The sequence below is a fragment of the Sphingopyxis sp. LARHCG72 genome (assembly GCF_052871675.1).
On the sequence record NZ_JBIXJU010000001.1, the window covers coordinates 94,294 to 111,902 of the forward strand.

Here is a 17,609-nt window from a genome sequence, read left to right on the forward strand (position 1 = left end):
TCCTTCGTCGTTGCGTCAGCCTTGCGGGATGCCCTTCATATTGGGCAAGTGATGCGCGATGCCCTTGTGGCAGTCGATGCAGGTTTTCTGGCCCGTCCCCAGATATTGCTGATGGATCTGTCCGGCGCGGGGCGACTGGCGGGTGAGGTCCATCGAATCATATTGATGGCAGTTGCGGCATTCGAGCGAATCATTCGCCTTCAGCCGCGCCCATTCATGCTTGGCGAGTTCGAGCCTTTTATCGAGGAATTTCTCGCGCGATTCGATCGACCCGAAAATCTTGCCCCACACCTCCTTCGACGCCTGCATCTTGCGGCCCATCTTGTCGGTCCAATTGTGCGGGACATGGCAGTCCGAACAGACCGCGCGCACGCCCGAGCGGTTGTTGTAGTGGATCGTCGTCTTCAGCTCGGCGAAGACATTGTCGTTCATTTCGTGGCAGCTGGTGCAGAATGCCTCGGTGTTGGTCGCCTCCATCGCGGTGTTGAACCCGCCCCAGAAGATGATCCCGGCGATGAAGCCGCCGAGGGTCAGAAACCCCATGCTGAAATGCAGGCTGGGCCGCCACACCGTGGTCCAGAAGGGTTTGATCCAGCCCCAGACGCGCAGCCAGATCGCGCGAAGCCGCCCCCAGATCATTGCTTTTCCTCCTTCGCGAGGGTGGTGTTGAGGCCTTCGTACCGGTTACCGACCAAAGGTTCGGCATCGGTCTGGACGACATGGCATTGAACGCAGAAATAGCGGCGCGACGAGATTTGCTCGAGGACCTTGCCGTCGCGCGTCAGATAATGCGCGTCGCTGACCGGCGGCGCCTGGAATTTTTTCGCGGCCGACCGCGTGTGGCAGAGCATGCAACGGTTGGTGTTCACGGTGAGCTGGTAATTGTCGATCGCGTGCGGGATCGTCGGCGGCTGCATTTCGTAATTCACCGGACGGATGCGGTCGAAATTCTCGACCCGCGCCATCGGCAGCGGCGAGGCTTCCTTGTCGATCGGGACGCCGCGGCGCAGTCCGTCGATCTGTCCCGCCGCGGTGATGACGACCGGCGCGTCGGGCGCCTTGCGCGGCGTCTCCTCATGCTTCGATCCGCACGCGGCGAGGCTTGCGGCGGCGATCAGCGGCAGCAACGCGCGCAAGAGCAGCCCCCTCATGCCATCACCACCTTGACCGCGCATTTCTTGAAGTCGGTCTGCTTGGAAATCGGGCAGGTCGCATCGAGCGTCGTCTTGTTGATGAGCTGCGCGGCGTCGAACCAGGGGACGAAAACCAGCCCCGACGGCACGCGGTTGCGCCCGCGCGTCTCGACCCGGCTGCGCATCTCGCCGCGGCGCGAGATCACCTTGACCTCGTCGCCGCGCTTCAGTCCGCGTGCCTTGGCGTCGTCGGGGTTCATGAAGACGACCGCCGAGGGGAAGGCCTTGTAGAGTTCGGGAACGCGCATCGTCATCGACCCCGAATGCCAATGTTCGAGCACGCGTCCGGTCGCGAGCCACAGATCATAATCGGCATCGGGCGATTCGGCGGGCGGCTCGTAAGGCAGCGCCCAGATCACTGCGCGACCGTCCTTGTTGCCGTAAAATTGCCAGTCGGTCCCCGGCTTCACATAGGGGTCGGTGCCCTCCTTGTAGCGCCAGCGCGTCTCCTTGCCGTTCACCACCGGCCAGCGCAGCCCGCGCGCCTTGTGATATTCGTCGAAGGGCGCCAGGTCGTGGCCGTGGCCACGCCCGAACTCGGCATATTCCTCGAACAACCCCTTTTGCGGGTAAAAGCCGAACGCCGCCGCCTCGTCATTGGCATAGCCCGCCTCGACCTCGCCCGGCGCGAAGCGGTCGACCTTGCCGTTGCGGTAGAGCACTTCGAACAAGGTTTTGCCCTTGTAGGCCGGGTTGGCGGCGAGCAGCTCGGCGGGCCAGCATTCGTCGGTGGTGAAGCGTTTGGAAAATTCCATCAGCTGCCACAGGTCCGACCGCGCCTCGCCGGGTGCCTTGACCAGCTGGTGCCAGAATTGGGTGCGGCGCTCGGCATTGCCGTACGCGCCTTCCTTTTCGACCCACATCGCGGTCGGCAGGATCAGGTCGGCCGCCTGCGCGGTGACGGTCGGATAGGGATCCGACACGACGATGAAATTGTCGGGGTTGCGATAGCCCGGATAGCCCTCATTCTCGAGGTTCGCCGCCGCCTGCATATTGTTGTTCGCCATCACCCAATAGGCGTTGAGCTTGCCGTCCTTCAGCATCCGGTTCTGTTCGACGATGTGATAACCGACCTTGTCGACGATCAGCCCGTCGGGGAGTTTCCAGATTTCCTCGGCGTGCTTGCGGTGCTCGGGGTTGGTGACGACCAGGTCGGCGGGCAGGCGGTGCGAAAAGGTGCCGACCTCGCGCGCGGTGCCGCACGCCGACGGCTGGCCGGTGAGCGAGAAGGGGCTGTTCCCCGGCGTCGCGATCTTCCCGGTGAGCAGGTGGATATTATAGACCATGTTGTTGGCCCAGGTGCCGCGCGTGTGCTGGTTGAAGCCCATCGTCCACAGCGACATCACCTTGACCTTGGGGTCGGCGTAGAGTTCGGCAAGGTGTTTGAGCCAGCCCTTCTCGACCCCGCTGAGTTCGGCGGCATAGTCGAGCGTATAGGGCTCGACGAATTCCTTGAACGCGTCGAAATCGATCGGGGTGCTGCCCGTCGGGTCCTTCGAATTCTTGGCCTTCAGTTCGAGCGGATTGTCGGGACGCAGCCCGTAACCGATGTCGTCATTGCCGCGCTTGAAGCTGACATGCTTGCGGACGAAATCCTCGTTGACCTTGCCCGACTGGATGATGTGGTTCGCGATATAGTTGAGGATCGCGAGGTCGGTCTGCGGCTTGAAGATGATCGGGATGTCGGCAAGGTCGAAGCTGCGATGCTCGAAGGTCGAGAGCACCGCGACCTTCACATGGTCGTGCGACAGCCGCCGGTCGGTGACGCGCGTCCACAATATCGGGTGCATCTCCGCCATGTTCGAGCCCCAGAGCACGAACGCGTCGGCGGCTTCGAAATCATCGTAGCAACCCATCGGCTCGTCCATGCCGAACGTCCGCATGAAGCCGGTAACCGCCGACGCCATGCAGTGGCGCGCATTGGGGTCGATATGGTTCGACCGGAACCCCGCCTTCATCAACTTGTTCGCGGCATAGCCTTCCCAGACCGTCCACTGGCCCGACCCCGCCATGCCGATCCCGGTGCCGCCCTTCGCCTTCAGCACGCGCTTGAACTGCGCCGCCATGACGTCGAACGCCTCGTCCCAGCTCACCGGTTCGAAATCGCCATCCTTGGAAAACTGCCCGTCCTTCTTGCGGAGCAGCGGCGTGGTCAGCCGGTCGGTGCCGTACATGATCTTGGAAAGGAAATAGCCCTTCACGCAGTTGAGCCCGCGATTGACTTCGGCATCGGCATCGCCGTGCGTCGCGACGACACGATTGTCCTGCACCGCAACCTGCACCCCGCAGCCGGTGCCGCAGAAACGGCACGGCGCCTTCGACCATTTGACGTCGGTCGGCGCCGCGGTCGTCGCCGTTTCGGCAAAGCTCGCGGGAACCGCGATGCCGGCGGCCGATGCCGCGGCCCCCACCGCGCTGGCCCGGATGAAATCACGGCGCGTCGTCATAAACGGCTCCCCTGTTCGGCGCTGGATTGGACGATGTCGCCGAGCGCGCTGCGCGGTTCGGCATGATGATAGACAAGGCTGACCCCGACGACCCCGGCGAGCGCCTGCACCGCGTCCATGCACGCGAGCAGCTCGCGCGTCCCGCCGCCTTCGTGGAGCAGGATCGCGCGCCCCGCTTCGCGCGCCGCAATCTCGGCGCCGGGCGTCGTCGCGGCGAGATGCTCGATCGCGGCGAGCGCGCCCGGCCGGTGGTGGACGATGAAGCTCGCGATATGGACTTCGTCATCCATGGAGTTGCTCCGGTGCGGTCAGCGAAATCGCTGCGACGGGGCAGACCCCGACGCACGCGCCGCAACCGGTGCAGCGCGCGGGATCGAGTTCGGGAAGCGCGCCGCCGACGGCGGCGCGAAAGCGGATCGCCGCTTCGCCGCACGCATCGCGGCAGCTGAAACAGGTCACGCCATTCTGCGCGAGGCAGGCGTGGGCGATGCCCGCCTTGATCGTCCATGGGCCGGGCAGCCTGCCGTCGAGCGCACCGGTGTCGCAGGCCTCGACGCATTTTTCACAGAACAGGCATTCGCCCTGCCGCGGATCGAAAAGCGGATAGTCCCCGTCGCCGCGGACCAGCACATGTTCGGGACAGGCGGCGATACAATCGTCGCAGCCGGTGCAGAGATCGACGAAGCGCGCCTCGCCGAGCGCCCATGGCGGGCGTAGCGGGGATGGCGCCGCGGGCCGCCCGCGCAGGAAGGCGCGGCGGTCGGGCGAAAATGCCGCCGTGCCGGTCATACCCCCGGCGGGCCGTTGAGAAGTTGCCACATCCAGACGAGGAAGCCGTAAGCGGCCACGGTGAGTACCGCGAGCACCGGAAACAGCACCACGGTCATAAAGAGGAAGAGGCGCAGTTCCCTTTTTCTCGTCCCCGTATCAGCATTTTGACTCATCGACGGTTTCCCCCGTTCATATGCTCAAGCTGTTGTTGAAGTTTAACAGACCCTTCGCCGGTTTGCCATGCCTGCCGATCTGCTGCGTAGCTGTTTAGAGGCCTCCCTTCGTTGTGACCGTGGTTTTGATCGCTAGAGTGTCATGATCTGGAACGTCATCCCGCCTCCCGGCTAGTCGCCGACGACCACGACATCGGGAATCTCGTAACGCTCGGTCCCGATCGAAATCAGGTTGAGGTCGGAATCGCGTCGCGATCTGATCTGCGCCTTCGCCGAACCGTCGGCCTGGTTGGCGTCGAAGCCGATCGGCTTGCCCGCAGTGTCGAAGAAGATCGCGCGCTGTCCGCCGCCCGGCCAGAAGATCGTGACCGTCGCGCTTCCGTCGCCAGAGCGCACGACCCCGAAACGGCATTCGGTGGTCGGTTGCCCGGCACTACGCGCACAGGGCACGGTCCCCGTGGCGTTGAAGTTCGTTCCGGCGACGAGCGCGTCGCCGCCCTCATCGCTCACTTCGTCGGCGGGCGCGGGAACCGGCGCGGTCATGCCGCGCGCGGCCGGGACGGAAATCAGCGTCACGCCGTCGACTTCGCCGACGACCTTGCCGGCAATCGTCGTGATCGCGGTCGCGGCCGGATCGCCGGGGCGGCCGGGGCAGCCCACAAGCGCCGCCGAATCGTCGAGAAAGTCGGAGGTTGCCGCCGATTCGCCGACGCGGCGGCATGGTGCGCCGGGGGCCGGATAGCCGTCGCCGACGGTGACAAGCGATGCGGGCCAGGCGAATTCGTCCGCGGGTTTCTTCGCGTCGGGGCTGCCCGACCCGCAAGCCGACAAGGATATGATGGCGATGCCCGCGAGCAGGGTGGGAGCGGATTTCCGGACGGTCATCATTGTCCTCCTCGAAACGCGATCGGGCAACATATGAACAGCGGACAGGATCGGGAAAAGCGATGTTTCGCCCCCTGTCTCCCAATGTTCATCGCTTTTGCAAGTTTCAATTCAATGATACATGGATGGAAACCGGTTGCAAGTTCAAACCCGGCCCCAACTATACTGAATCTATTCGTACCGACTGCATGAGCTGCCGGTCCCGATGTGAGGAGCAAAGGTGATGAGGAAGACCCTGATGGCCGCCGTCCTGGTTGCCGCGCTCGCCGTGCCGTCGCTGGCGCAGGCGCCGATCCGCACCGAACGCGTGCAATTTGCCAAAGGCGCTTCGTCGAAGGCGATCAAGGCGTCGATCAAGGGGTATCAGACGGTCGACTATGCGCTCGGCGTGCGGGCCGGACAGACGATGACGGTAACGCTGACGACGAGCAATGCGTCGGCCTATTTCAACATCATCGCGCCGGGCGCCGACGCCGCGCTGTTCACCGGATCGATCGACGGCAACCGTGCCAGCGTCCAGATCCCGTCGAGCGGCGATTACAAGGTGCGCGTCTACCTGATGCGCAACGCCGCGCGCCGGAACGAGACCGCGAATTACACGCTGACGATCGGCGTCAGGTGATCGTCTTTCGCGTGCTCGCGGCGCTTTATGCGCTGCTGTGCCTGATCGCGCTCCTGTTCGTTCCGGCGAGTATCTATGGCTGGTTCGGCGTTGCACAGGATCCGCTGGGCGGCGTGTTCGCGATCCTGCTTGCGCTGCCGTGGAGTGCCGCGTTCGGGCATTTGCCGACCTTGGGGACCGCCGCCACGATGGTCTTGCTGATCGCCGCGATGGCGCTCAACATCCTGATCCTGCTCGGGATCGGCAGGCTGGCCGCGCGGTGGCGGCCCAAGCTTTAGAGGGAAGATTTCTTTGGCATTGCACCTGATTCCGCTCGGCCTGTTTGCGCTGTCGGTCGCCCTCCCCACGAGCGCACTCGCGCAGGGCGCGCATGCGACGTCGGCGGTCGAGCTGGCACGCGAGGCCGGGCGGCTGCAGCCCGGCCAGTGGGTTTGGGCGCCCGAAATTTCGCCGAAGGGCCCGGTCCTCGTCGTCGTCGACCTGTCGGCACAGGTCGCGACCGTCTATCGCAACGGCGTGCGGATCGGGGTCTCGACGGTCTCGAGCGGGAAGCCGGGGCATGAAACACCGACGGGGGTGTTCACGATCCTCCAGAAGGACCCGCACCATCGGTCGAGCACCTATAACAATGCCCCGATGCCCTATCAGGAACGGCTGACGTGGGACGGCGTCGCGCTCCATGCCGGCGGGCTGCCGGGTTATCCCGAAAGCCACGGCTGCGTGCACCTCCCGCTCGAATTTTCCAAACTGCTGTTCGGGACGACCCAGCTCGGCGGGACGGTGATCGTCAGCGGACGGGCGGGCGAGCCGATCGGCGGGGCCTCGGCGGGGGTCTTCAGCCCCGCCGGTGAACGGCGCGGGACGCATGTGCCGCTCGCCCCCGACGAAAGCTATCGCTGGCAACCCGAATTGTCGCCGACGGGGCCGCTGACGATCATCCTGTCGCGCAGCGACGGGCGCGCGATCGTGATGCGCAACGGGATCGAGATCGGCCGCGCGCGCGTCGAACTACCCGATCAGAATTTCGAAACGCATGTGCTGAGCTACATCGCGGGCGCGGGCGGCGCCGAAGGGCATTGGACCTATGTCGCGGTCCCGGGGCACGATGGCGACCAGGGGCGGCCGCTCGATATGAGCATCGCCGACAAGGCGCGGATTCCTGAAGCCTTTCGCAAGGCGGTGCTCGGTGCGGTCACCTCGGGGACGACGATGCTGGTGACGCAGGCGCCCGTGCTGCCCGCGTCCACCGGCGGCAAGCTGACCGTGCTGGCGAGCGAAGAAGCGAAATGATGCGCGCGCCGCGCATCGCGGCCCTCGCGCTGGCCATGCTGGCGGCGTTGCCTGCGTATGGGCAGCCGGCGGCGGTGCCGCCGCCCCCCGACCAGCCGGTCATCGATTGCGCGCGACCCGTCTATGCGATCGACACGATGATCTGCGACGATCGCGACCTGGGCGCGGCGAATGCCGAAATGAACGGCCTGTTGGCGGGGCTGTCTTTCGCCGGGCTCGATCCCGACCGCATCGAGCCGCAGGCCGACTGGGTGCGGCGCCGCGCTCTGTGTGCGCTCCAGTCCGACGGGCGCGCCTGTGTCGCCGGTGCCTTCGCCGAACGCCTTGCGATATTGCGGGCGCTGCGCGGTCCTGCCGCGGCGAACGCCACGAAGGCGCAGTGCCGCGGCGCGGGGCGAGCGGAGGGCATGACGGTCGAGCGATATCCCCCCGCGATCCTGTTGCGCGACACCGAAGGCCGCGTGCGCCTCGTCGCGGTGGCGCCGGGGGCGTCGTCGTGGCGTCCCTTCGTCATCATCGAACGCGATGCGGGCCGGCAGCTCGTGATGAAAGCGAAGGCGGCGCGGACAAGCTGCAAGATCGCGCGAGCGGCCCGATAGTGGGGGACGCGTCCATCGATCCCGCGAAATCAGGGCCTTTTGGCGAGCAACCACCTTTGGGCTGACACGTTGACCCGGTGATTGCGAAAGGAAAACAGGATGCGAAATCTCTTTCTCCCGCTCGTTCCGCTGGCGCTCGTCGCGGCGTGCACCGACAAGAATGATGCCGCCGAGGACAAGATGGAACGCACCGCCGAGAAGAGCGCGATCGCGGCCGGTCCGGCTCCCGTCGCCCTCGGCCTCAGCGAAGCGCAGCTCCTCGATGCCGAACTGATCGGCAGCGACGGTACCGAACTTGGCGACGTCGCCGCAGTGATCAAGGATGCGGGCGGCAAGGTCGACCGGCTGCTCGTCGAGATCGAGGACAGCCATCCCGACCGCTTCGTCCATGTCCCGGTCGCGGGGCTCAAGACACTCGTGCGCGGCGATGACACCGACCTGTCGACGCCGATGACCAAGGCCGAACTTGCCGCCTTGCCCGAGGTCAAGCTTCCCGCGCCTTGAGCGTGAGGGGCAGTCCGGCGGTGAGCAGGACGACCTCGTCCGCCGATGCGGCGACCGCCTGGTTGATCTGTCCCGCCGCATCACGGAACTGCCGGGCGAGCGCATTGTCGGGGACGATGCCCAGCCCGACCTCGTTGGCGACGAGGATCAGCGATCCCTCGAACCGGGCGACCGCGGCGCAGAGCCCGGCGGTCGCGGCGGGGATGTCGGCGTCGGCGAGCAGCAGGTTAGACGCCCACAGCGTGAGGCAATCGACGAGCACAACCGCCCCGCCGTCGTTGAGCGCATCGATTGCGGCGGGCAGGTCGCGGGGCGCCTCGACGGTGCGCCAGCGCGCGTCGCGGTCAGCGCGGTGCTGCGCAATCCGCGCACGCATCTCGTCGTCGAACGCCTCCGCCGTCGCGACGAAGACGGGTTTTTCTCCCGCCGCTTCGGCGCGGGCTTGCGCATAGCGACTCTTCCCCGACCGCGCGCCGCCGATCACGAACAGTACGGTCATGCGCCCGCCTCCGCGATCCGCAGCAGCCCGTCGATGTCGGCGTGCGCGGCGAATTCTTCCGCGATTTCATCGAGCGCGGCATCGAGGTCGGCGGCATAGTCGCGCCCACCGCCTGCGACGCCGATCCGGGCGAGCAATGCGCGCCGCATGTCGGACGATGCGAACAGGCCGTGCAGATAGGACCCGATCACATTGCCGCCCCGGTTGATCGCGCCGTCGTATGCGCCGTCGTCGAGCCGCGCAAAGGGGCGCTCGATACCGGGACCCGAGGTTTCGCCCATGTGCATTTCATATCCCTCGATCGCCGCACCGAGCGCGGTGCCGCGGATATGGCGCAGCGTCTTCGCTGGCGAGAGTGTCGTTTCGACGTCGAGCAGGCCGAGCCCGTCGATGGCCGCCGGTTCGCCTTCGAGCCCGAGGGGGTCGGCGATACGCCGCCCGAGCATCTGATAGCCGCCGCAGAGGCCCACGATCAAACCGCCGCGCCGGTGATGCGCGAGGATGTCGATATCCCAGCCCTCGGCGCGCAGCGCGGCCATGTCGGCAATCGTCGCCTTCGAACCGGGCAGGACGATCACTGCGGCCTCGGCGGGGATCGGCCGGCCGGGCGGCACCATGACGAGTTCGATCCCGGGTTCGAGCTTCAGCGGGTCGAGATCGTCGAAGTTCGAGATGCGCGGCACGATCGGGCACGCGATCAGCTTGCGCCCCTCGCGCGGATCGGCGGGGCGCTCGAGGATCACCGCATCCTCGCTCGGCAGGCGCGCGGCCGCTTTCAGCCAGGGAATGACCCCGAATCCGGGCCAGCCGCTGCGCGCCTCGATCGCGCGATAACCATCGTCGAACAGCGCGGGGTCGCCGCGGAACTTGTTGATCAGGAAGCCGCGGATCATCGCGGCGTCTTCCGCCTCGATCACCGCGCGCGTGCCGACGAGCGAGGCGATCACGCCGCCGCGGTCGATATCGCCGATCAGCACGACGGGGACGTTCGCGGCGCGCGCGAAGCCCATGTTCGCGATATCGCCCGCGCGCAAATTGATCTCGGCGGGCGATCCCGCGCCCTCGACGACCACGATGTCGCATGTCGCGCGCAGCCGGTCATAGCTTTCGAGCACCTCGGTCATCAGCGCGCCGCGCGCTTCGCGGAAATTACCGCTGCCGAGCGTGCCGCGCACGCGGCCGTGGACGATCAATTGCGACGTGCGGTCGGCCTGCGGCTTCAGCAGCACCGGGTTCATGTCGCTGTGCGGCGCCACCCGGCACGCGATCGCCTGCAGCGCCTGCGCGCGCCCGATCTCGCCGCCGTCGGCGGTGACCGCGGCATTGTTCGACATATTCTGCGGCTTGAACGGACGGACGCGGAGCCCGCGGTTGGCGAGCGCGCGGCACAGCGCGGCGACGAGCACCGACTTGCCGACGTCGGAGCCGGTACCCTGCAGCATCAGCGCAGCCACAGCGCGCCTCCCGCGATCAGCCACAGCAGCAGGCAGGCGCGCACAAAGATGGCGAGCGCGCGGTCGATGTCCTCGCCGCCCGCGTCGCTGCTGCTGTCGCCGATCCATGGTTTGTCGTGCATGACGCCGTCATAGGCGATTGGCCCCGCGAGCCGAAGCCCGAGTGCGCCTGCCATCGCCGCCTCGGGCCAGCCGGCATTGGGCGACGCATGTTTGCGTGCATCGCGCCACAGAATGCGCCAACCGCCCCCGCCCGCGAGGCACAGCAGCACGCCCGACAGGCGCGCCGGAATCCAGTTGGCGAAATCGTCGGTCCGCGCGGCGGCCCAGCCAAAGGCACGCCATCGGTCCTCGCGGTGGCCGATCAGGCTGTCGGCGGTATTCACCGCCTTATACGCCCACACGCCGGGCAGGCCGAGGAGGAGGAGCCAGAAGAGCGGCGCGGCGACGCCGTCGCAAAAGCTTTCGGCGAGGCTTTCGATCGCCGCGCGCGTGACGCCGCATTCGTCGAGCGCGGCGGTGTCGCGCCCGACGATCATCCCGACGGCGGCGCGCGCGCCGGTCAGGTCGCCCGCGTCGATCCGCTCGCCGACCGCGCGGACATGGTCGAACAGGCTGCGCTGCGCGAGTGCGGGCCAGGCGAGGATCGCAACCCCGACCCACCCCCACGTGCCGAAGGCAGTGAGCAGCAGGTGCTGCGCGGCCCAGCCCAGACCCGCCGCGACGAGAAGCAGGATGAGCAGTGTCATAATGCCGAGCGCGCGCCGCGTCGCGAAGCGATAGGCGCGCCGGTTCCATCGCGCCTCGCAGTCACCGATGACGCGCGCGAACAGCCCGACCGGATGGCCGATGCGGTCGTAGAGCGGCTTGGGCCAACCAAACGCCGCGTCGAGCGCAAGCGCGGTGAGCGCGACGGGTTCAGCCATCGACGAGCGCCGCGTCGAGCCGCTCCAACGCAACGGCATCGGCGGGAAGGCCGAGGCGCAGCCAGCGCGGCTGGTCGGCGAAGGGACGGGTCAGGATCGCGCACCGGGCGAGCCGCTCGAACAGCGCATGCGCATCGTCGACCTCGATCAGGCGAAAGAGCGGGCAGGCGCCCACCGGACGATGGCCCCGGCGAACCAGCATCGCATCGAGCGCGGCCGCCTCTTCGCCAAGGCGCTGCCGCGCCGCGGCGATCCAGCCGGCGTCGGCATAGGCGGCGGTGCCGATCGCGATCGCCGCCGCCGACAAGGGCCATGCGCCCAGCCGTTCGCGCAATGCTGCGACGATCGCCTGCGGGGCGAGGACGAAGCCGAGCCGCACCCCCGCAAGGCCAAAGAATTTACCGAACGAGCGGAAGACGACGAGCCGCCGACCGTCGCCCGCCGACGCCGCGATGCTTGATGCCGGATCGGCGTCGGCGAAGGCTTCGTCGACCAGCAGCCAGCCGGATCGGCGTTCGAGCAAATCCTGCATCGCACCGGCGGCGAGGGCGCGGCCGTCGGGATTATTCGGATTGGCGAGGATCAGGTGGCCAGCGCGGTCGCCCATATCGGGCCAGGTCACCGCCGCGCTGCCCGCGATCATCGCGCCATGCGTGCGATAGCCGGGGGCCATATGCTGCGCGGGGCCGCCGATGAGGGCACCGACAAGGCGCAGGCCGATTTCGGTGCCGGGCACTGCGCAGACATGGCGCGCATCGACGCCGAAATAGCCGGCGGCAACCGCTTCGAGCCGCGCGAGATCCTGCGTGTCGGGCAGTCGCTGCCAGTCGAACGCCATGGTCGCGGCACCCGGCCAGGGATGCGGGTTGATCCCCGTCGACAGGTCGATCCAGTCGGCACCGCCGAAACGACGCTTCGCGGCTTCGAGGCCCCCGCCGTGCCAGGTCCAGGGGTCGCTCATGCCATATGCGCCAGCAGCAACGCCGCGGCGAGCAGCAGGCTTTCGCCGATCTCGATCCCCGCGCCGTGCCCATCGCCCGAAATCCCGCCGATCTTGCGCAGCAGCCACCAACCCCAGAGGAGGAAGACGAGCGGCGCGACCAGCAGCGACGGCAACGCCCATGCCGCTGCGACGAGCGCGAGGCTCCAGAACAGGAAATCGAGCGGACGCACGGCGTTGCGGAAACGCGAGCCCAGTCCGGCGTGGAGGTCGGGCAGCGCGCGCGACCAGACGAGCGGGCCGATCCGCGCGGCAAAGGGTATGAGCGCGATGGCAACGAACGCTTGGCCGTCGAGCAGCGCGTGGAGCAGCACGAGCTTCGTCATCAGTTGCAGCGCAATCGCGACCACCGCGAAACTGCCGACATGCGGGTCGCCGAGCACGGCGATGAGGCGTTCGCGGTCCTTATGCGCCGCGCCGCTCGCATCGGCGATATCGCCGAGCCCGTCGAGATGGAGCGCGCCGGTGACTGCAACCCACAGGACCAGCGCGGCGAGCGCCCCCGTCCATGGATCGATCCGTGCGCCCGCCCAGCCCGCGCCCGCGACGAGCGCGCCGACGATCAGCCCGACGGCGGGAAACCAGCGCATCGACGCCGCGAACTCGTCGCTCGACACCGTTACGCGCGGCGTCGGCAGCCGCGTCAGGAACTGGATCGCGACGATGAGGCCCTTCATGGATAGAGCCCCGCGATCTGCGCGCCCGGCCGTTCGCCGGGCCAGACGCGGAGCGAAAGCAGCGAGGCATAAGGGAGGTCGAACGCCCAAAGCTGGCGCTGGTCGAACCCGCACAGGGCGTGGAGCGCGGCACGCATCGCGCCGCCGTGGGTGACGATGAGCGTCGGGACGGGCGCGAGGTCGGCGAGGGCGGCCGACACGCGCGTGACGAGCGCCGACCAGCGCTCGCCGCCCGGCGGCGGATTTGCGTCGGGATCATCCCAGAAACGGCCGAGCGCGTCCGGATCGACCGCGCTGCCCGGCTTGCCGTCCCACGCGCCGAAATCGAGTTCGCGCCAGCGCGGATCGATGGCGAGCGGTATGCCCGCGGCCGCGCCGATTACTTCGCCCGCCGCGCGGCTGCGCCGCAGGTCCGTTGCGATCAGCCGCTCGATGCCGAGGCCGCCGGCTTGCGCCGCGCACGCGGCGATGCCGTCCGCTGTCGGTGCGCCATCGGTGCGGCCCATCAGCAATCCCGGCGTTTCGGGCGCGCCGTGGCGCAGCAGATGGAGCGCGAAATCGCTCACAGCGATGCCGAAACCTGCGCTTCGGCAAAGGTCGCCATCCGGTCGTGCGCCGCGAGCGCGCTGCGCACGATATTCGCGGCGACCGCGGCGCCGCTGCCTTCGCCCAGCCGCATGTCGAGCGACAGCAAAGGATCGAGCCCGAGCAGCGCGAGCAGGCGCTTGTGCCCCGGCTCGGCCGAACAATGGCCCGCGATGCAATGGCCCGCGATTGCGGGATTGTCGGCGGCGAGCGGCGCAATCGCCGAGGTGCAGATAAAGCCGTCGAGCAACACCGGCACGCCGAGCTGGCGCGCGCGCAGGATCGCGCCGGCGATCGCCGCAATCTCGCGCCCGCCGACACGGCGTAACGTCTCGAACGCCGACCGCGGCGCATCCATGTGAAAGGCGAGCGCGCGTTCGATGACCTCGACCTTGCGCGCGACGCCTTGCCCGTCGACGCCGGTGCCGGGGCCGACCCATCCCGCCACGCCGCCGGCGAGGCTACGCGCGCATAGCGCCGCGGCAGCGGTCGAATTGCCGATGCCCATCTCGCCGAGGATGATCAGGTCGAGATCGGCGTCGACGACCGCGGCGCCGCGGTTCAGCGCATCGAGGCATTCGGCCTCGCTCATCGCTGCATCGACCGTAAAGTCGGCGGTCGGCCGGTCTAGGTCGAGTGCGACGACCGTCAGCTCAAGCGCCGCTGCGCCCGACAGGGCGTTGATCGCGGCGCCGCCGTTCGCGAAATTGGCGACCATCTGTGCGGTAACGCTGGGCGGAAACGCACTGACGCCGTGGACGGTGACGCCATGATTGCCCGCGAAGATCGCGGCGCGGGCGTGGGTGATTTTCGGCCGCGCCTTGCCTTGCCAGCCGGCGAAAAAGATAGCCAATTCTTCGAGCCGCCCCAGCGAACCCGCGGGCTTGGTCAACTCGCCCTGCCTGATGCGTGCGTCGGCCGCGGCCCCGTCATCGGGTTCCCGCAAGTTCGCGAGCGCGAGCTCGAAGGCATGGGCGGAAGCAAAACTGGTCATTCGGCGACGAATCCTGGTGGCGGGGTACGCGTGATGAAATGCCCTTTGACGCCCTCGGGCCAAAGCGAAAAGGGGACGCGGCCATGCTCGCTCGCGGCATAGTGGACGGCATAGTCGAGGATCGCGCGCGCCGACGCTTCGTCGCCGGTGAACCGGCCGAGGACATATCCGACCTTGTCGGGCGCGCGCAGGTGGACGGTGCAATGGTCCTGGCACGCGAAGAGGCACGCCATTTCCTGCACCGCGATGCCGGCGTAGCGCGGCTCGTCCCGCTTGAGGCTTTTCAAGGCCTCGACGAGCCGCGCACCGCCACGCACGCCTGTCGCGTCGTCCCGGGACGTGCGGCTGTGGCGGCAGGTGTTGCACACCACGACCGCCGGGCCCGGGTCGACGCGCGTCAGCATCAGGCGGCTGCCGCTTTCGGCGGCGCCGGGACCCCGATCGCGACGAGCGCGCGATACAGGGCATAGAGTCCGATCAGGATCGCACCGTTACGCACGAACTGTTCGGCGAGCAGGTCGGGCGCCATCGCGGTATGCAGCCCGCCGAGGACGAGCGCCCAGCCGAGGATGATCGCCTTGAACGCCGTGAACCCCGCCGCATAGGCGAGGCCGAGCCGCGCCGCGACCGAACGGTAGGGGAGCGCCTGCAACGCCGCATAGCTTGCGAGCGCCGATCCCACCGCCGCGGTACCGAGCCCGGCGCCCCACGCGAGCGTGCTTCCGTCGCGCGGATAACCGAGCAGGAAAAAGCCGACGAACTGGCTCGCCGCCCACGCGAGCAGCATCAGGGCGATGCCGCCCCGGCGGTGCATATGCACCGCCGCGAGCGCCGCGAGCGAGGGAAAGGGCGTCGCGCAGCCCAGCGCGAGCGTCGTCACTGTGCTCGCCGCGGTGAGCAACGACACCCAGAGCGCCGACGCGCCGCGCTGCGACAACGCGGCCATCAGAAGCGCCCCCTTATGCCGGCATAGATGCTGCGGCCGAGCGAGCCATAGCGGAACGCGGTCATATATTGCTCGTCGAAGATATTCTCGGCGCGCGCGAACAGCTTGACCTCGTCCGACAGCGCGAATTCCGCGCGCAGGTCGACGAGCGTATAGTCGTCGAGCCGCTGGGCGTTGCTCGCATTGTCATAGCTTTTGCCCGACCAGCGCACCGCCGCGCCGAGTTCGAGTCCGAAGTCGAAGCCATAGCTTGCCGAGGCGTTGGCGGTATTGCGCGGACGGCGCGGCAGCCATTTGCCGAAATTGGCGGTACCCGGCGACCGGTCCTCGGCGACGATCCAGCTGTAATTGCCGTCGATCTTCAGCCCGCCGAGCGCCAGTGCGGCGGTGGCTTCGACCCCGTGCGCCTCGCTGCGCGCGACGTTCGAATAATAGCCGAAACGCCGCGTCGTCGGGTCGCCCGGCACGAAACACATCGGGTTGGTCGTCGTCGACGAACAGCTGTTGTAGATGATCTGGTTCTTCGTCTTGCGGTCGAACCAGGTCGCGCCGACGACGAATTTGCGGTCGAACAGATATTGTTCGATGCCCGCTTCCCAGCCATGCGCCTCTTCGGGGTCGAGCCCGACATTCCCGTACTCGCTGAACTGCTGGTAGAGCGACGGCGCCTTGAACCCTTCGCCATAGCTCGCGCGCAGCACCGTGCCGGTCGACAGGCGCCACACGCCGCCCGCAGCGAACAGCGTCTGGCTGCCAAAGCTGTCATGATCGTCGTAGCGGACGCCGCCGTTGAGCGTGAGCCCGTCCACCGGCTCGACGCTGAGCTGGCCATAGACGCTCGTCAGCTCGGCCTTGCCGCGCGCGAAGGCGGGTAGCGGTGTGGCGAGCGAGGCCGCGGGCGAACGGCTGCGGAAATCCGACCGTTCATTCTCGGCCCCGAAGATCGCGGTGATGCGATCGGTAAAATCGAAGCTGCCCTGATATTCCCAGCGCTTGTTCTTGCCGTCGGCCTCGAAGCTTTGCGGACGCGCGCGGTCGGGGTTGAAATTGTCGCGGTTGGTGTCGGTATAGGCGTAAGCGACGCGGTTGCGGAAGCGCCCGTCCGCGAGGTCGAAATTCAGCCCCGCATAACCGACGAATTCCTTGTTGAGCCCATAGTCGTTGCTGTCGACGTTGAAGCCGTCGAATTCGACCCGGCCGCTCGAATAATAGCCGCGCACATCGACGCTGACATTGTCGGCGAGCGCCAGTTCGGCGCGGCCCGACACGCTGTGGTTGCGATAGCCGTCGCGCTCGACCCCGCCGAACGCCTTTGCGTGCGACGAAATGCCGTCGGTGGTGAAGCGCTGGCCGCCGATGCGCCAGCTCAGAGGTCCGGTACGGCCCCCGATCGCCGCGCGCGCGTTCACGGTCTCGCGCGATCCGGCCTCGAGATCGAAGCTGCCTTCGAGGCTCTTTTCGGGCGAGGCGGTCACGACGTTGACCACGCCGCCGATCGCCTGGCTACCCCACAGGATCGACTGCGGCCCGCGCAGCACCTCGATGCGCGCAATGTCGCCCGCGAGCAAATTGGTGAAGTTGAAGCCGCCGCCGGTCGACGACGGGTCGTTGAGCTTCACCCCGTCGATCACGACGACGCTATGCTCGGATTCGGCGCCGCGAATGCGCAGCGAGGTCGACGTGCCGTACCCGCCGTTGCGCGAGATGCTGATGCCCGGCGTGCGGAGCAGGAGTTCGGTCACCCCGATGTCCTGCGCGCGGTCGATCGCTTCCTTGTCGAGCACCGCGATCGACGAGGGCACCTCGTCGAGCGTCAGCGGTGCGCGCGTTGCGGTGACGATGATGCTGTCGCCATCGGCGGCGACGGCGTGCGCGGTCGCCGCTTCGTCGGCGGCCGCGGCGGAGGAGGCCGCGACGGCGGCAAGGCAGATCGAACTTCGGAAAATCACTTTGAACATTGGGTACCCCATCGACAAGGCCGCCCATGTGCACGGTCGATGCGGTTGTCCCGGGGACGCACGCCATCGCCCGCGCCCATGCGCAG

At 67.5% G+C, this 17,609-nt stretch carries 22 protein-coding genes; 5 read left to right on the forward strand and 17 right to left on the reverse strand.

Features of this window, described 5'->3' with window-relative positions; translation table 11 throughout:
* Positions 1–15: 15 nt before the first annotated feature.
* The 7 genes from ACIPPQ_RS00480 to ACIPPQ_RS00510 all read right to left on the reverse strand — a co-directional run bounded on the left by ACIPPQ_RS00480 (position 16) and on the right by ACIPPQ_RS00510 (position 5,469).
* Positions 16–639 carry a NapC/NirT family cytochrome c gene (locus ACIPPQ_RS00480; RefSeq protein ID WP_446542270.1) on the reverse strand — a complete coding sequence of 208 codons (624 nt, stop codon included), beginning with the start codon at positions 637–639 and terminating at the stop codon, positions 16–18.
* Positions 636–1,151 (reverse strand): nitrate reductase cytochrome c-type subunit, encoded by a 516-nt coding sequence (locus tag ACIPPQ_RS00485; protein ID WP_446542271.1) that lies wholly within the window; start codon positions 1,149–1,151, stop codon positions 636–638. Before ACIPPQ_RS00485 ends, ACIPPQ_RS00480 begins: the two co-directional genes overlap by 4 nt.
* Positions 1,148–3,640 (reverse strand): periplasmic nitrate reductase subunit alpha, encoded by a 2,493-nt coding sequence (napA, locus tag ACIPPQ_RS00490; protein WP_446542272.1) that lies wholly within the window; start codon positions 3,638–3,640, stop codon positions 1,148–1,150. Before napA ends, ACIPPQ_RS00485 begins: the two co-directional genes overlap by 4 nt.
* On the reverse strand, positions 3,637–3,930 hold the full coding sequence (locus ACIPPQ_RS00495) for a chaperone NapD (protein WP_446542273.1): 294 nt from the start codon (positions 3,928–3,930) through the stop codon (positions 3,637–3,639). Before ACIPPQ_RS00495 ends, napA begins: the two co-directional genes overlap by 4 nt.
* Positions 3,923–4,429 (reverse strand): ferredoxin-type protein NapF, encoded by a 507-nt coding sequence (napF, locus tag ACIPPQ_RS00500; protein ID WP_446542274.1) that lies wholly within the window; start codon positions 4,427–4,429, stop codon positions 3,923–3,925. Before napF ends, ACIPPQ_RS00495 begins: the two co-directional genes overlap by 8 nt.
* The gene (gene napE / locus ACIPPQ_RS00505; protein ID WP_446542275.1) at positions 4,426–4,584 is read right to left on the reverse strand and encodes a periplasmic nitrate reductase, NapE protein; all 159 of its coding nucleotides are present in this window, start codon (positions 4,582–4,584) and stop codon (positions 4,426–4,428) included. The genes napF and napE overlap by 4 nt, the downstream gene beginning before the upstream one ends.
* A 171-nt stretch (positions 4,585–4,755) precedes the next feature.
* The gene (locus tag ACIPPQ_RS00510) at positions 4,756–5,469 is read right to left on the reverse strand and encodes a hypothetical protein (RefSeq protein ID WP_446542276.1); all 714 of its coding nucleotides are present in this window, start codon (positions 5,467–5,469) and stop codon (positions 4,756–4,758) included.
* 238 nt (positions 5,470–5,707) lie between these two features.
* Here ACIPPQ_RS00510 and ACIPPQ_RS00515 point away from each other — a divergent pair, with 238 nt between their 5' ends.
* The 5 genes from ACIPPQ_RS00515 (at position 5,708) to ACIPPQ_RS00535 (ending at position 8,484) form a co-directional block, all read left to right on the forward strand.
* Entirely contained in the window at positions 5,708–6,091 is a 384-nt protein-coding gene (locus ACIPPQ_RS00515) for a hypothetical protein (protein WP_446542277.1), read from the forward strand.
* Positions 6,088–6,369 carry a hypothetical protein gene (locus ACIPPQ_RS00520; protein WP_446542278.1) on the forward strand — a complete coding sequence of 94 codons (282 nt, stop codon included), beginning with the start codon at positions 6,088–6,090 and terminating at the stop codon, positions 6,367–6,369. The genes ACIPPQ_RS00515 and ACIPPQ_RS00520 overlap by 4 nt, the downstream gene beginning before the upstream one ends.
* Positions 6,370–6,382: 13 nt before the next feature.
* On the forward strand, positions 6,383–7,381 hold the full coding sequence (locus tag ACIPPQ_RS00525; protein WP_446542279.1) for a L,D-transpeptidase: 999 nt from the start codon (positions 6,383–6,385) through the stop codon (positions 7,379–7,381).
* A complete protein-coding gene (locus ACIPPQ_RS00530; RefSeq protein WP_446542280.1) occupies positions 7,378–7,980 on the forward strand; it encodes a hypothetical protein in 603 nt (200 codons plus the stop codon). The genes ACIPPQ_RS00525 and ACIPPQ_RS00530 overlap by 4 nt, the downstream gene beginning before the upstream one ends.
* Before the next feature lie 99 nt (positions 7,981–8,079).
* Entirely contained in the window at positions 8,080–8,484 is a 405-nt protein-coding gene (locus ACIPPQ_RS00535) for a PRC-barrel domain containing protein (RefSeq protein WP_446542281.1), read from the forward strand.
* Here ACIPPQ_RS00535 and cobU read toward each other — a convergent pair.
* Genes cobU through ACIPPQ_RS00585 form a run of 10 tightly spaced genes read right to left on the reverse strand, consistent with a single transcriptional unit; the run spans position 8,465 to position 17,523 of the window.
* A complete protein-coding gene (gene cobU / locus ACIPPQ_RS00540) occupies positions 8,465–8,983 on the reverse strand; it encodes a bifunctional adenosylcobinamide kinase/adenosylcobinamide-phosphate guanylyltransferase (RefSeq protein WP_446542282.1) in 519 nt (172 codons plus the stop codon). The genes ACIPPQ_RS00535 and cobU overlap by 20 nt on opposite strands.
* Positions 8,980–10,437 carry a cobyric acid synthase gene (locus ACIPPQ_RS00545; protein ID WP_446542283.1) on the reverse strand — a complete coding sequence of 486 codons (1,458 nt, stop codon included), beginning with the start codon at positions 10,435–10,437 and terminating at the stop codon, positions 8,980–8,982. The genes cobU and ACIPPQ_RS00545 overlap by 4 nt, the downstream gene beginning before the upstream one ends.
* Positions 10,425–11,363, reverse strand: a complete 939-nt coding sequence (cbiB, locus tag ACIPPQ_RS00550; protein WP_446542284.1) for an adenosylcobinamide-phosphate synthase CbiB — start codon at positions 11,361–11,363, stop codon at positions 10,425–10,427. The genes ACIPPQ_RS00545 and cbiB overlap by 13 nt, the downstream gene beginning before the upstream one ends.
* Complete coding sequence (locus ACIPPQ_RS00555) at positions 11,356–12,324, reverse strand: threonine-phosphate decarboxylase (RefSeq protein ID WP_446542285.1); 969 nt, start codon at positions 12,322–12,324, stop codon at positions 11,356–11,358. The genes cbiB and ACIPPQ_RS00555 overlap by 8 nt, the downstream gene beginning before the upstream one ends.
* On the reverse strand, positions 12,321–13,040 hold the full coding sequence (locus ACIPPQ_RS00560) for an adenosylcobinamide-GDP ribazoletransferase (RefSeq protein WP_446542286.1): 720 nt from the start codon (positions 13,038–13,040) through the stop codon (positions 12,321–12,323). Before ACIPPQ_RS00560 ends, ACIPPQ_RS00555 begins: the two co-directional genes overlap by 4 nt.
* Positions 13,037–13,606, reverse strand: a complete 570-nt coding sequence (locus ACIPPQ_RS00565; protein WP_446542287.1) for a histidine phosphatase family protein — start codon at positions 13,604–13,606, stop codon at positions 13,037–13,039. The genes ACIPPQ_RS00560 and ACIPPQ_RS00565 overlap by 4 nt, the downstream gene beginning before the upstream one ends.
* Positions 13,603–14,619, reverse strand: coding sequence for a nicotinate-nucleotide--dimethylbenzimidazole phosphoribosyltransferase (gene cobT, locus ACIPPQ_RS00570; protein ID WP_446542288.1), 1,017 nt, complete (start codon positions 14,617–14,619; stop codon positions 13,603–13,605). Before cobT ends, ACIPPQ_RS00565 begins: the two co-directional genes overlap by 4 nt.
* Positions 14,616–15,023 (reverse strand): DUF1636 domain-containing protein, encoded by a 408-nt coding sequence (locus ACIPPQ_RS00575; RefSeq protein ID WP_446542289.1) that lies wholly within the window; start codon positions 15,021–15,023, stop codon positions 14,616–14,618. The genes cobT and ACIPPQ_RS00575 overlap by 4 nt, the downstream gene beginning before the upstream one ends.
* A complete protein-coding gene (locus tag ACIPPQ_RS00580) occupies positions 15,023–15,565 on the reverse strand; it encodes a hypothetical protein (RefSeq protein WP_446542290.1) in 543 nt (180 codons plus the stop codon). Before ACIPPQ_RS00580 ends, ACIPPQ_RS00575 begins: the two co-directional genes overlap by 1 nt.
* The gene (locus ACIPPQ_RS00585; RefSeq protein WP_446542291.1) at positions 15,565–17,523 is read right to left on the reverse strand and encodes a TonB-dependent receptor plug domain-containing protein; all 1,959 of its coding nucleotides are present in this window, start codon (positions 17,521–17,523) and stop codon (positions 15,565–15,567) included. Before ACIPPQ_RS00585 ends, ACIPPQ_RS00580 begins: the two co-directional genes overlap by 1 nt.
* Between the last annotated feature and the right edge of the window lie 86 nt (positions 17,524–17,609).

Coding starts and splice junctions, on each gene's coding strand:
- ACIPPQ_RS00515 (WP_446542277.1), top strand. CDS start 5,708: ATGGCCGCCGTCCTGGTTGCCGCGCTCGCCGTGCCGTCGCTGGCGCAG.
- ACIPPQ_RS00580 (WP_446542290.1), bottom strand. CDS start 15,565: ATGGCCGCGTTGTCGCAGCGCGGCGCGTCGGCGCTCTGGGTGTCGTTG.
- ACIPPQ_RS00480 (WP_446542270.1), bottom strand. CDS start 639: ATGATCTGGGGGCGGCTTCGCGCGATCTGGCTGCGCGTCTGGGGCTGG.
- napA (WP_446542272.1), bottom strand. CDS start 3,640: ATGACGACGCGCCGTGATTTCATCCGGGCCAGCGCGGTGGGGGCCGCG.
- ACIPPQ_RS00535 (WP_446542281.1), top strand. CDS start 8,080: ATGCGAAATCTCTTTCTCCCGCTCGTTCCGCTGGCGCTCGTCGCGGCG.
- napE (WP_446542275.1), bottom strand. CDS start 4,584: ATGAGTCAAAATGCTGATACGGGGACGAGAAAAAGGGAACTGCGCCTC.
- cobU (WP_446542282.1), bottom strand. CDS start 8,983: ATGACCGTACTGTTCGTGATCGGCGGCGCGCGGTCGGGGAAGAGTCGC.
- ACIPPQ_RS00530 (WP_446542280.1), top strand. CDS start 7,378: ATGATGCGCGCGCCGCGCATCGCGGCCCTCGCGCTGGCCATGCTGGCG.
- ACIPPQ_RS00555 (WP_446542285.1), bottom strand. CDS start 12,324: ATGAGCGACCCCTGGACCTGGCACGGCGGGGGCCTCGAAGCCGCGAAG.
- ACIPPQ_RS00495 (WP_446542273.1), bottom strand. CDS start 3,930: ATGGATGACGAAGTCCATATCGCGAGCTTCATCGTCCACCACCGGCCG.
- ACIPPQ_RS00575 (WP_446542289.1), bottom strand. CDS start 15,023: ATGCTGACGCGCGTCGACCCGGGCCCGGCGGTCGTGGTGTGCAACACC.
- ACIPPQ_RS00485 (WP_446542271.1), bottom strand. CDS start 1,151: ATGAGGGGGCTGCTCTTGCGCGCGTTGCTGCCGCTGATCGCCGCCGCA.
- cbiB (WP_446542284.1), bottom strand. CDS start 11,363: ATGGCTGAACCCGTCGCGCTCACCGCGCTTGCGCTCGACGCGGCGTTT.
- napF (WP_446542274.1), bottom strand. CDS start 4,429: ATGACCGGCACGGCGGCATTTTCGCCCGACCGCCGCGCCTTCCTGCGC.
- ACIPPQ_RS00560 (WP_446542286.1), bottom strand. CDS start 13,040: ATGAAGGGCCTCATCGTCGCGATCCAGTTCCTGACGCGGCTGCCGACG.
- ACIPPQ_RS00510 (WP_446542276.1), bottom strand. CDS start 5,469: ATGACCGTCCGGAAATCCGCTCCCACCCTGCTCGCGGGCATCGCCATC.
- cobT (WP_446542288.1), bottom strand. CDS start 14,619: ATGACCAGTTTTGCTTCCGCCCATGCCTTCGAGCTCGCGCTCGCGAAC.
- ACIPPQ_RS00585 (WP_446542291.1), bottom strand. CDS start 17,523: ATGTTCAAAGTGATTTTCCGAAGTTCGATCTGCCTTGCCGCCGTCGCG.